Origin of the sequence: Streptomyces sp. NPDC014676, assembly GCF_043084105.1 — a bacterium.
GTDB lineage: Bacteria > Actinomycetota > Actinomycetes > Streptomycetales > Streptomycetaceae > Streptomyces.
The window spans coordinates 178939-191107 of sequence record NZ_JBIBZI010000013.1 but is presented as its reverse complement, the minus strand read 5'-3'; the positions used below and the strand labels follow the sequence as shown (position 1 = coordinate 191107).

Sequence of the window (12169 nt, the reverse complement as noted above, 5' to 3'; positions counted from 1 at the left end):
CAACGCGCGCGCGTTGCTGGGACATCCTCGCCGGCCCGTCCGACATCACCGTCGACGCGGCCCGGCTCGCGCTCATCACGGGCGCGGGCGCCGCCCTGCCGACGGACTTCGTCCTCCTTCCCGGCAACACGGAGAAGCCGGCCCCGTTCTGTCAGGGCTTCTCCGGCCGTCAACTCGCCCTCATCGGCCTGGAGAGCAGCCTGGCCGCCAAGTACAAGGAGAACCTGGCCGTCTACCGCAAGCAGGCCGCGCAGCGGGCCGCGTCCCGGCAGGCCGGGAAGAACCGGCAGAGTTCAGCCCATGGCCCTCCTCCTCGTCCCGATTCTCCTGCCCCTCCTGGTCGGTCTGTGGTTCTGGAGCCGCCCGCTGCTCTCCGGCACGTGGCGGCGCAGTCCCGCGTGGTTCACCTGGAGCGCGGTGCTCCTGCTGCTGGGAGCCGGTGTCAGCTATCTCATCGGCTCCCTCGCCGGGGCGTCGCTGGACCCGGAGGAGGCGTGCCACAAGACGGGCCAGACCTACGACCGGGCGTACCGCAGGGCGAACTTCGAGGAGTACACGCGGTGGTTCCCGCTGCACGACAAGTGTCATGCGGGGTACGACCTGGTTCCGGCCTGGGTGAACCCGGTTCTGGTCGTGCTCCCGGTCCTGGCGCTGCTCTGCCTGGCCTGCGCCGTGGGCCTGACCGTCATCCGACTCCGTACCGACAAGGAGGGCACTTCATGACCGCTTTGAGCAGACGCCGTGTGCTCGGCGCCACCGGGAGCCTGGCCGGGGCCGCCGTCCTGAGGCCGGTGACGCCGTACTCGACCGCGGCGTCCTGACCGGCCCCGGCGCGGACCCGCGCAGGGTCACCGGTACGGCGGCGGCCGGGAGCGCCGGCGCCGAGGAGCCGGTTCTCCTCCGCGTCACGGGTGGCCGTACCGTCGCCCGGCTCTTCTGACGGGCGCCGCCGCGCCGCCTACAGACCCGCCCGCGCCAGCAGTACCGGCAGGGCCTCCGGCTTCACCTTCTGTACCGATCGCACCTGTCCCAGGCCCAGTTCCTCGCGGCTCACCGGGTCGCGGTACAGCGCCTTCGTCGCTTCGGTCAGCAAGGTCACGGGGACCAGGAAGGGGACGTCGGGGTCCTCGTCGTCCGGGCGGGGTCTGTCGTCGGCCTCGGCCACCGCGGCGACCGCCGACTCGGGCTGGGCGAAGAAGAACCAGAGGCGGTCGCCCGGCTCCATGCGGTTGCGGCGGCTGAGCCAGAGCTCCAGCTCCGGTTCCTCCTCGGCGAGTCGGCGCATCGTCTCCTTGTCGGACGGTTCCCCGTCCAGCGTGTCCTTGCGCGGATTGAGGATGTAGATCCAGTCCGCCATGGAATCCCCTTCGGTAGGACGCTCGACCCGCGTGAAAACACATCGGTGCGGCGACTCATGGTGCCAGACAGCCGGGGCGTGCGCGTACATGTTTTCGACACGAAGGCATCAGGCGTCAGGCGTCCGACGTCGGGCGCCCGGCGTCGGACATCAGGCATCCGACGTCAGGCGTCGGGCTTCAGCGCCCCGTTGCCGAGGCCGTCCCGCGCCAGCGCCGCGATCTGCCGGCTGAGTTCCGCCACCCTCCGCGACCGCTCCTCGAACTCCCTCAGCGCGTGGAACGCGGCCCCGTAGCCGCGCTGTGCGGTGATGTCCATCTGCGGGATGCGGGCGCCCTTGCTGTCGAGGCGGAAGGTGCCGCTGGCGGTGGTGGAGCGGCGGCTGTTGGCGGCGCTGTGCAGGAAGCCCTGGAGGAAGTCCGTGTCGAGCTGGTCGCTGACCGAGACCGGTTCCGGGTCCGCGTACTCGACCAGCCCGGCCCTGATCAGGTCGGCGACGCTGACGCTCGGGCCGTCCAGGGCTCCGGCGCCTTCGCCGGCGATCAGGGCGGGGAGCAGTTCGGCCAGGCGCCGCACCTGTCCGGTCAGTTCCTGGCGCAAGGTGTCGTACTCGGTCACGTAGTCGCGGTGGGACTCCTCGACGTGACGGCTCGGGGTGAGGTCGACCAGGTCGTCGAGCAGGTCGATCTGGGGGACCTCGGTGATCTGCTGGGGCCGCGGCTCCAGGGGGTCGTCCGGGCCGTTGGAGGTGAGGTCGACCATGCGTACGGCGGTGGCCGCGTCGTCCGGCGACATCGGACGCCGCAGGTGCCACAGGTGCACGGGGAGGGAGTGCGCGGCGGCCGTGCCCGGAGGCAGCGCGGTGACCTGGGTGAGGATGCCCCGGCGGACCAGCTCGGCCCGGATGCGGCGGCCGGCCTTGCGGTAGGCCACCGAGGCGGGCATGACCATGATGAGACGGCCGCCGGGGGCGGTGTGCGCGTAGGCGTGCTGGAGCCAGGCGAGTTCGCCCTCCGCGCGGGAGGGCGTGCCGAGCTCCCAGCGGGGGTCGAGGAGGAGGTCCTCCCGGCCCCAGTCGGTGTCGCTGACCGGCGGATCGCAGACGACGAGGTCGGCCTTGAGGTCGGGCCACCGGTCCGCGCGCAGGGAGTCGCCCCGCTTGATCTCGGTACGGGGAAGTCCCGCGAGGTCGGCCCGCGACTGCGCGAGACGTGCGCTGCGGGCGTCCGCTTCCTGGCCGCAGCGCCTGGCCCCCTGTCCGGCGCCGACGGCGAGCAGGAGGGTACCGATTCCGCAGGCGGGATCGAAGAGTACGGCGTCGGTGGCCACGTCGCCCGCGAAGTGCCGGACGGCCCGGACCACTCGGGGCGAGGTCACCTGGTCCGAGCCCGCCCGCCGTACGGACTCCGTGAAGCGCTCGGCGAGGCCGTTCACCACGTCCGCGGCGGAACCGCCGTCGGCCATCCGGCGGGCGAGCCGGATCCCCTGCTCGGGCAACGCCGCCGGTGCCTCCTCCCCGGGGGTGGTGAGGGCGTGCGCGATGTCCGCGAGCCCGCCGAGGATGTCGTCGCCGTAGGCACCCCGCAGCACCTGCCAGAGCTGGACCTCGTCGGTGACGTCCTGTCCCTTGCTCTGTTTGTCCAGCCAGGCCTGGACCTCGGCCAGGTCGAAGAGGGGGCTGTTGGCGCCGCCGCCGACCGGCGCCGGGAAGTCGTCGTACCGCCGTCGCCAGTTCGACACGGCGGCGCGGGTGACACCCGCGATACGGGCGATCTCGGAGCCGGTGACCGACGGGTTCGTCGGCGTGGCCGGGGTCTCTGGCATACCGCCTACGGTACACAGCGCCCCGACCGCGTATCAATGGAATACGACCGTTGACGACGTCAACGATGATCGCTTTGTCCGCCGCCTCCGCGTCCGCCCGGGCAGGGGGCGTTGTCAGTGGCCGCCGATAACTTGATCTCGTTGCGCCGCTCTGGCGTTGACGTCCCCTTTCGCATGCATGGGAGATGGTGCGTTGTCGGTCCGGGAGAAGTCGAGTACGGCGCGGGTGGTGCCGCCCGCGCGACCGCGGAAGCTCGCGAAGGTGCCGTTCGTGGAGCTGGCCGACGGCCGGTTGCAGGGTGTGGTGTCCAGCGGGTCGGACATCGGGCGGGTGTACGTGTCGTCCGTCGAGGCGGCGACGTACGCGTTCGCGTGCAGCACCAACAACAACCGGCCCTGCGGCGGGGCGCGCGGGGGGTTCTGCAATCACATACGCGCCCTCGTCGACGAGGCGGTGCTGCAGTACGGCGTCGAGCGCGTGGCGCGGTATCTGAAGGCCGAGGTCTCCGGCGAGGACCCGGACGCCCACACCGTCTTCAGTGCCATGAGCCGCACGCGGCCCGCGCAGGGCGGCGGTTCGGCGGCGGCGCAGGTGTTCAGCCGGTTCCTGCGGCACCTCGCCTACCTCGAACTCACCCCGACCACTGCCCCGTTGCCCGAGATGCAGTGGTTCCCTACGACGAGGGCGGTGGCGTGATGCGTGCCGATCTGCTGAACGACACGGTCGACGGGCTCGACGAGGCCCTCGCGGCCGTGGACGGGTTCGACGAGGTTCTCGTGGACGGCCTGCTCCGTCCGGGGCCCGCCCAGGCCGCCGGGCTGGCCGCTCTCGCCGAGGCCGTCGCCGGGTCGCCGCTGGCCGGGCGGGTCGCCGAGGCGGCCGGGAAGACGGCCGCCGGGGCCGCCGGCGAGGACCACTTCGTGGCGCTCGCCGCCGCGCGCACCGCGCTGCTCGGCTCCGTGCACGACGCGCTCCTCCTGCGGGTCGAGGAGGCCGTCGGGCGGGCGCGGGACGAGGAGAGCGGCACGGCCGCGGCCGGTGGGGAGGAGTACGCGGTCAACCTGTGCGCCGCCGCCCGTAGCTGGCTGTGCGATCTCGCGCGGGCCGGCTGGCGCGGTATCGACCACGAGGTGATCGCCGGTGCCGCGCCCGTCGTGTCCGCCATGCTGCCCGACCCGGCACTGCGCCGCCTGGCCACGCTGCTCGACGGCTTCGCCGCCGAACTCGCCGCGTCCTGCCCCGGCGCGGCGCTGGAGCACGTTCCCGTACGACGGTGGGCCGACCTGTGGTCGCGCGCCATGCTGCTGGCCCTGCCCGGCGCGGCGTCCGCCCCCGCGGCCGGCGAGGCGACCGGTCGGCTGCTGCCGCTCGGGGTCGACGTGCAGGAGCACGCCACCGCCGTACAGGCGCAGGTGCACGCGGTGTTCGAGCCGGCGGACGGTGGTACGCCGCGGCTGGTGCGGGCCTCGGTGTCCGCGCCGAAGCCCGACACCGTCGTCGGGGCGGGGCTGTGGCAGCTGCTCCGGCCGCACCTGTCCCTGCTGGCCGCCGTGAGCGAGGGGCGGGCCGTGGAGCTCGACGCGATGCCCGTCACCGGTGAGGGCGATCTGCTGTGGGACGACGCCCGGGCGCGTGCGGGCGAGCCCGCCGAGGCGTTCGCCACCGCGCGGGTGGCGCTGCCCGTCGCCGTCGCCTTCGCGACCGCTCCGCTCGACCGGCATCCGGCCCGGATCGCCGTGCCCGTCCTGCTGGAGGGGTACACCGTGGAGGAGGACGAGGGCGGGGTGGCGTTCCGGTTCGCCGGCGGGCGGCTCGCCGTCGACACCGACCGCGTTCCGGCCGCCGGTCCGCTCACCCCCGAGGTCGTCACCTCGTCCGGTGCGTGCATCGGGCTGCTGCGGTGGGACGCCGGGGAGTTCCTGCTCCAGCCGCTCGCCGTGGAGCGGACCGTGCGGAAGAAGAGCGTCGCCGTGCACGCCGGGGCCTGGGCCGGGGGTACGGCCGACAAGGCCGGCGTGCGCGCCGAGAAGGCCGCCACCGACGCCGTCAAGGTGCTGCGCGAGCGTGCCGGAAAGCTGCTGCGGAAATGAGCGGGCGGACCATGGGAGGCGCCCCGGCGCCCGATCCGGACGAGAACCGGCGGCAGGTGCTGTACTGGCGCCTGCTGGCCCGCCTCTTCGACCCCGAGGAGCAGGCGTCCCTGGAGTCGGCGAGTCTCGCCGTCGTCGAGGACGTCGGCCTGCCGGCCGCACTGCTCGACCCGGGGGCGTCCGTCGACTCCGTGGTGCAGCGGCACCCGGAGCTGGCCGCCGAGTTCGACGGGCTGATGACGCCCGAGCCGGACGAGGACGGTGCGCGTGACCGGGCCGCCGAGGTGCGGCGCGCGGCGCTCGCGTCGAAGGTGCTGCTGAACGTCTTCGCCTCCGGCTCCGGCACCGTCACCGCCGAGCAGCTGGCGCGCTGGCAGTCGGACGCGGGCTGGCTGGAGCGGGCGCTGGGCTGCCGGCCCGGTGAGCTGCGCGGCGGACGCGGTGGCGCCGGCCGCGCGGGAGCCGGGCAGGGCGTCAGCCCGACCGGCACCGGTTTCGGCGCGCCCGCGCCCGACCTCAGCCGGCTGATCCACGAGATCGGGCCGGAGCTCGGCTCCATCGAGGCCGGTCTCGTCAAGCGCATGCATCTGCGCGAGGTGCTGGCCGATCCCGCGCTGGCCTCCCGGCTGACGCCGAGCATGTCGCTGATCGAGCAGTTGCTGCGCGACAAGAACAACCTCTCCGGTGTCGCCCTCGCCAACGCCAAGGCGCTGATCCGGCGTTACGTCGACGAGGTCACCGAAGTGCTGCGCACCCAGGTGGAGAAGGCCACGGTCGGTGAACTCGACCGGTCCGTCCCGCCCAAGCGGGTCTACCGCAACCTCGATCTCGACCGCACCATCTGGAAGAACCTCACCAACTGGGACCCGGAGGAGGAGCGGCTCTACGTAGACCGGCTCTACTACCGGCACACCAGCCGCAGGACGACACCCCAGCGGCTGATCGTGGTCGTGGACCAGTCGGGTTCGATGGTCGACTCGATGGTCAACTGCACCATCCTGGCGTCCATCTTCGCCGGGCTGCCGAAGGTGGACGTCCACCTGATCGCGTACGACACGCAGGCGCTGGACCTCACGCCCTGGGCGCACGACCCGTTCGAGACGCTGCTGCGGACCCAGCTCGGCGGCGGCACCGACGGCACCGTGGCGATGGCGCTCGCCCAGCCGAAGATCGCCGAGCCGCGCAACACCGTCGTGGTGTGGATCTCCGACTTCTACGAATGGCGCACCGACGAGCTGTTCGAGAGCATGGCCGCCGTCCACCGCTCGGGGGCGAAGTTCATCCCGGTGGGTTCGGTGACCAGCTCCGGGCGCGGCAGCGTCAACCCGTGGTTCCGGGAGAAGTTCAAGGACCTCGGCACGCCGGTGATCTCCGGCCACATCAAGAAGCTCGTGCACGAACTCAAGACGTTCCTCACCTGATCACCCTCATCCGCACACCTTGTTCGTGATCACCGTACGGAAAGGCCTTCCCCTCATGTCCGACCTGCTGCGCGCCCCCGCCGAGATCAAGTACGCCGAGGAGCTCGACTGGCTGGAGTCGATCGACGACAACCCCAAGCCGTTCTCGTGGCGGCTGTCCCCGAAGATGGTCCGTCTGTTCGTCCTCGGCTCCGAGCGTGCCGACGGCCTGGACCGGGAGGTGTCGCAGAAGTGGTTCGGCGACCGCAGCTTCGTGGAGCGGTCGATCGTCACGCTCGCCTCCGACCGCGGTCTGCTGCTCATCGGTGACCCCGGCACGGGCAAGAGCTGGCTGGCCGAGCTGCTGTCCGCCGCGATCTGCCGCAACTCCACGCTGGTGGTGCAGGGTACGGCCGGCACCACCGAGGACCACATCAAGTACTCGTGGAACGTGTCGATGGTGATCGCCAAGGGCCAGTCGCGGGAGTCGATGATCCCCTCGCCGATCATGACCGCGATGGAGGCGGGGGCCATCGGCCGTTTCGAGGAGCTGACCCGTTCCACGAGCGACGTGCAGGACGCGCTGATCTCGATCCTCTCCGAGAAGTACATCTCCGTTCCCGAGCTGGAGAGCGGCGGCGGTGACGACAACATCGTCTTCGCCAGGCCCGGCTTCTCCGTCATCGCCACGGCCAACAGCCGCGACCGGGGTGTCAACGACCTGTCCTCCGCGCTGAAGCGCCGCTTCAACTTCGTCCGCATCCCGGTGGTGACGAACAAGAAGAGCGAGGCGGAGATCGTCCGCTTCCGCACCGAGGAGCTGCTGCGCCGGCACTCGATCGACCTGGACGTGCCGCCGACCCTGCTGGACGTGCTGCTGCGGAGCTTCGCCGACCTGCGGGCGTCCGCCGCCGCGGCCGGCAGCGACGACGAGAAGCTGGAGTCCGCGCTGTCGACGGCCGAGCAGATCGGTGTGCTGGAGGACGCCGTCCTGCACAGCAACTTCTTCGGCGAGCGGACCCTGACCGCCCGCGCCCTCGCCTCCTCGCTGGTCGGCTCGCTCACCCGGCGCGAGCCCGAGGACCTGGCCATCCTCAACAAGTACCTGCACGGTGTCGTCGAGCCGCGCAGCAAGGAGGAGGGCGGCTCCTGGCCGGAGTTCCTCGAGGGCGGCCGCGACGCGATCGCCACCCTGTCATGAGCGGGCCTCGGGAGAGCACGTCGTTCGCGGCGCTGCGCGGGCGACTCCAGGAAGCGGCAGCCGAGTTCGCGGGCGGGCCCGACGCCCTGGAGGGCATCCTGCTCGGCATGGTCGACGACGTCGACCGGGCGGTGCGCGAGCCGCTGGAGATCTTCCCCGTCTGTCACCACTCCCCCGCCTCCGCGCTCGCCATGGCCCGCCGCCTGCGCGAGAAGCAGCCCAAGGTGGTGTACCTGGAGCTGTGCGAGGACATGGCGCCGCTGCTGACCGAACTGCGCAACTGCCGGCTGCCGGTGGCGGTGCAGGCGTTCGCCGGTGACGTCGACGGCTTCCCCGCCGACTGGGCCCCGCTGTCGGTGGTGGCGCCGGTCACGGAGGCGTCCGCCGAGTACCAGGCGATCGCGTACGCCCTGGACACGCCGGGCGTCGAGCTGGTGCTCGTCGACCGGTCCTCGGACCATGTCTTCCAGTGGGACCGCGGGGGCGAACAGGCCGGGGAGGGGACCGAGGTCCCCGAGGAAGCCGAGGCCGCGCTGCACGGTGAGGCCGTCGGCGTCGGGATCGGCGACCTGCGGCCGCGCTTCACCGAGCTGGAGGAGCACCTGCTGCGCCACGGCAAGGTGCGGCACTGGTCGGAGTGGTGGCACCAGTACGTCGAGGTCCCGCTCGGGGACAGCGACCACGACACCTACCGCCAGGTGATGTTCCTCATCGGCAGCCTGTTCCGGCGGCTCGCCCCCGGTGACGGGTCCCGGCTCCGGGTGGACGAGGACCGCGAGCGGTACATGTGGACGCGGATGCGCGAGCACCTGGCGGCGACCGGCACGGACCCGGAGGACTGCCTGTACGTGTGCGGGGCGTTCCACGCGGCCAGCCGCGTCGAGGAGTTCGGCGTGCGGGGCGGCTCGGACACGTTCACGATCTCGCCGCGCACCGCGACGACCTGGCAGTACGGGCTGATCCCGTCCAGCCACGCGGCGATCGAGGCGCAGTTCGGCCTCGCCGCCGGGTCGGTGTCGATCGCGGCGACGGAGTGGGCGAAGGGCCTGAAGCGGACCCGGGTGAAGCCGTATGTGCTGGAGGGCCAGGCCGGGAAGAAGAAGTCCGCGGCGAAGAAGACGGCCGTCGTCCCGGCACCGCCGCCCGAGACGGCCGCCGCGGACAAGCTGTCGGGGTTCCTCCGTCGGCCGCCCGTGCTCGACGGGCTCGACGAGGCCGAGCTGCTCGGCTGGTCGGTGGAGATCGTGCGGGCGGCCCGGCGCAACGGCTATCTCGCCTCCACCGCCGACGCCATCGCCGTCTTCGAGACGTCGATCCTGCTCGCCGGCATGCGGGACCGGGCCAAGCCGACGCCGTACGACTTCCAGGACGCGGCGGTCACCTGCATCGAGAAGGACAGCGTCCCCGGGCGGCGGGACGTGCGGCGCCTCGTCGAGATCATGATGGGCGGCGACCGGATCGGGCAGGTCGGTTACGAGTCGCTGCCGCCGCTCGCCCGTGACGTGTACGACCGGCTGGCGCCGCTGGAGCTGAAGCTCGAACAGCGCGGGGTGCGCCGGGCGCTGCTGGACATGGCGTCCCGGCCGGAACTGCGGGCGTGCTCGGACGTGCTGTGGATGCTGCGGCGCCTGATGCCGCAGGGCGCGGCACGGCCGATCATGGGTGAGCGGCGGCTCGGTGAGCGGTCGATCCAGGAGTCGTGGGACCTGGCGCTCGGCACGCATCAGCGGGCCCTGATCGAGCTCGGCTATGAGGGCGTCAGCCTGGAGCAGGTCCTTGAGCAGCGGCTGCGGCGCGACGTGTACGGGCCGCGGGCGACGACGGCGACCGTGCTCGCGGCGGTCGAGGACGCGCTCCTGTACCTGAGGGGCCACCGCCTCGCCGACGAGCTGGGCACGCACGCGCTGAAGCTGCTCGGCGCCGAGCGGAGTGTCGACGGGGCGCCGGAGGTGCTGCGCCGGGTGCGTGCGCTGCTGGCGTACTACCGCACCAGTGAGCCGGTGCTGCCGGCGTGGATCGAGTCGTTCGTCAAGACCGGTTACGCCCACTACTGCACACTGCTGCCGACGGCGTTCCGGGACGAGGACGCGACGGTGGGGCAGGTCGCGGCGATGCTCGGCTTCCTGTTCTCCATGGAGAGCCTCGCCCTGTCGCTGGGCTGCGACCGGAACCAGCTCGAGCTCGCGGTCGCCCAGTCGCACCCCGACGACCCGTCGAAGACGGCACTGCTGTGGGCGGCACAGGTGCAGCTCGGCACCCTGTCCCGCACCGAGCTGCGGGCGCGGTGCGACGAGCTGCTGGACAACCCGCTGGTGGTGCCCTCCTACCCGCGCTACCTCAGCGGTTTCGTGCACGCCCTGGAGCCCGTGCCGGGGCTGGCGGACGTGGTCGTGGAGGCGGTGTCGAACGCGTTCGGGCGGCTGCCGGACACGGTGCTGCTGCCGTGGCTGCCGCTGCTGATCACCACCCTGCGCTCCGGCGCGGCGGACCTCGCCCCGCTGATGGTCCGCGAGGCGGGGCGGATCTTCCCGGGCCGGCTGGCGGCACTGGACGCGTGGGTGCCGCCGTGGCGGGTGCCGGAGACGGATCCGTTCGCCGCCGCACCCGTGGCCGATGTCCGCCGGGGCACGGCACTGCTCACGGCGCACCCGGCGACGTGCGACGCCGTGGCGGAGCTGCTGGGCTGCGACGACGGCTGGTCGCGGCCCGACGCCCCTGCCCCGTCGGGCGTGGGGCTGCTGGCCGCACACCCGGCGACGTGCGACGCGGTGGCGGAGCTGCTGGGCTGCGACGGTACGTGGGCGGCGGCCGGCCCGTCGCCGTCGGGCGGCGCCGTCCTCACGGCCCGTCATCCGGCCACGGCGGAGGTCCTGGAGTCCCTGCTCGCCGGCGCGTGACGGCTGCGGCCGGGGTCCGGGCGGCCGCGCGGCCGCCCGGACCCGGATCCGTAAGCTCTCCGGCACGGTCACGAACAGGGGGGCCGCCGCACCGTGAGGGCGGCGGCCCGGCCGAAGCACTGATCCGCCCGGCCCGGCAGGAGCCATCGGAAACGGCCTAGCCCTGCTGGACGTCCGCGAGGAACACGATCCCGTCGGTGCGGGGCAGATGAGCCGGGTCGAACGGCGCGTAGCCGAACCACGGGGACACCCGGAGCGCGGGACCGGTGTCGCCGAGCGCGGCGGACAGGCGGGCGGGGTCGACGACGCAGCGGTCCTCGGGAAGGGCGTACAGGAGCCCTTCGAGGGTGTCCGGGGGCGGTGTGTCCACCCCGTGGTGCCGGATCGTGCCGAGCGCGGTGGCCAGGAAGGCGTACTGCTCTCCGAGGCGCGCGCTCACGAGCGCGCCGGCGCTCCACCACTCCAGCCGCGGGTGGTCCCACATGCTCATCGAGCTCTTGTCCCGCTGGAGGTGACTGTTGTGGGCGTGGACGAGTACCGGGCCCCGGTCGGCGAGGGCGAGGAGGTTGCCGGCCATCATCCCGTCCCGCGTGGCCAGCAGGCGCGTCATGCGGGCGGGTGAAGGGTCGGCCGTCCAGAAGTGGTAGCGCAGCAGGCCGGTGGCGGTACGCCCGTACAGGCGCGCCCGGTCCCAGTCGTCCCGTGAGGCCGCCGTGAGCAGGTGGGGTGTCTGTGTGTCGAGCAGCGCGACGAGGTCGTCGGCGAGCAGCCGCAACTCCTCGGCCTCGGCGGACCGGCCCACGGACCGGGACGGGTCGGTCATCGCGGCCTCACGGGTCCACGGCTCGTCGGTGCCGAGCAGACGGTCGAGCGTGTCCGCGGTGCAGGGCAGCAGATGCGGGTCGACGTGCGCCGCGAGGTAGTCGTGGAGGGCGGTGAGGGACTGCCTCGGGCTCGCGGCGCCGGTGATCTCCAGCGGACCGTCCATGCCCGCGAACCGGAGCCGCTCGGACGCGGGGTGCTCCTCGTTGTGCTCCCGCATCCAGCGGACGAGTGCGCGGTTGGCCGCCGACGCGCCCCACCCGTGGCTGAATCCGCGCTCCATGACGTCGTCGAGGGTGCCGGTCCCGGTGGTGACGTACGCGTCCACGGCCAGGCCCCTCACGCAGTCGCTCTCGAGCACGATCGTGCGGTAGCCCTCCTCTTCCACGAGCTGCCGGAAGAGCTCGTTGCGCAGGCCGAGCAGGGCGTCCTCGCCGTGGGTGGGCTCTCCGAGGGCCAGCAGCCGTGGGCGGGACGGGAGCAGCTTCATCACGGCTGCGGCGTCGACGGGATGGGCGAAGTCCTTGTTCCCGGTTTCCATGCTTCAACCGTATCGTTGAACCTTCGGTGGAAACTTG

General features: G+C 72.5%; 9 protein-coding genes. 6 read left to right on the top strand and 3 right to left on the bottom strand.

The window, feature by feature from the left end:
• Positions 1-300: 300 nt before the first annotated feature.
• A complete protein-coding gene (locus ACF1DX_RS30370; protein ID WP_391794329.1) occupies positions 301-723 on the top strand; it encodes a hypothetical protein in 423 nt (140 codons plus the stop codon).
• Positions 724-958: 235 nt separating this feature from the next.
• Here the strand turns inward: ACF1DX_RS30370 and ACF1DX_RS30365 are convergent, their stop codons facing one another.
• Positions 959-1357, bottom strand: coding sequence for a hypothetical protein (locus tag ACF1DX_RS30365; RefSeq protein ID WP_391794328.1), 399 nt, complete (start codon positions 1355-1357; stop codon positions 959-961).
• A 164-nt stretch (positions 1358-1521) separates the two neighbouring features.
• Complete coding sequence (locus tag ACF1DX_RS30360) at positions 1522-3180, bottom strand: N-6 DNA methylase (RefSeq protein WP_391794327.1); 1659 nt, start codon at positions 3178-3180, stop codon at positions 1522-1524.
• A gap of 178 nt (positions 3181-3358) precedes the next feature.
• Between ACF1DX_RS30360 and ACF1DX_RS30355 the strand changes: the two genes are divergently transcribed.
• Genes ACF1DX_RS30355 through ACF1DX_RS30335 form a run of 5 tightly spaced genes read left to right on the top strand, consistent with a single transcriptional unit; the run spans position 3359 to position 10769 of the window.
• Positions 3359-3877: a hypothetical protein gene (locus tag ACF1DX_RS30355; RefSeq protein WP_391794326.1), complete on the top strand. Its 519-nt coding sequence runs from the start codon at positions 3359-3361 to the stop codon at positions 3875-3877.
• Positions 3877-5271 carry a hypothetical protein gene (locus ACF1DX_RS30350; protein WP_391794325.1) on the top strand — a complete coding sequence of 465 codons (1395 nt, stop codon included), beginning with the start codon at positions 3877-3879 and terminating at the stop codon, positions 5269-5271. The genes ACF1DX_RS30355 and ACF1DX_RS30350 overlap by 1 nt, the downstream gene beginning before the upstream one ends.
• A complete protein-coding gene (locus tag ACF1DX_RS30345) occupies positions 5268-6692 on the top strand; it encodes a VWA domain-containing protein (protein WP_391794324.1) in 1425 nt (474 codons plus the stop codon). Before ACF1DX_RS30350 ends, ACF1DX_RS30345 begins: the two co-directional genes overlap by 4 nt.
• 55 nt (positions 6693-6747) lie before the next feature.
• Complete coding sequence (locus tag ACF1DX_RS30340) at positions 6748-7872, top strand: AAA family ATPase (RefSeq protein ID WP_391794323.1); 1125 nt, start codon at positions 6748-6750, stop codon at positions 7870-7872.
• The gene (locus ACF1DX_RS30335) at positions 7869-10769 is read left to right on the top strand and encodes a DUF5682 family protein (protein WP_391794322.1); all 2901 of its coding nucleotides are present in this window, start codon (positions 7869-7871) and stop codon (positions 10767-10769) included. The genes ACF1DX_RS30340 and ACF1DX_RS30335 overlap by 4 nt, the downstream gene beginning before the upstream one ends.
• A gap of 157 nt (positions 10770-10926) precedes the next feature.
• Here ACF1DX_RS30335 and ACF1DX_RS30330 read toward each other — a convergent pair whose 3' ends face one another.
• Positions 10927-12132, bottom strand: a complete 1206-nt coding sequence (locus tag ACF1DX_RS30330) for an erythromycin esterase family protein (RefSeq protein ID WP_391794320.1) — start codon at positions 12130-12132, stop codon at positions 10927-10929.
• Between the last annotated feature and the right edge of the window lie 37 nt (positions 12133-12169).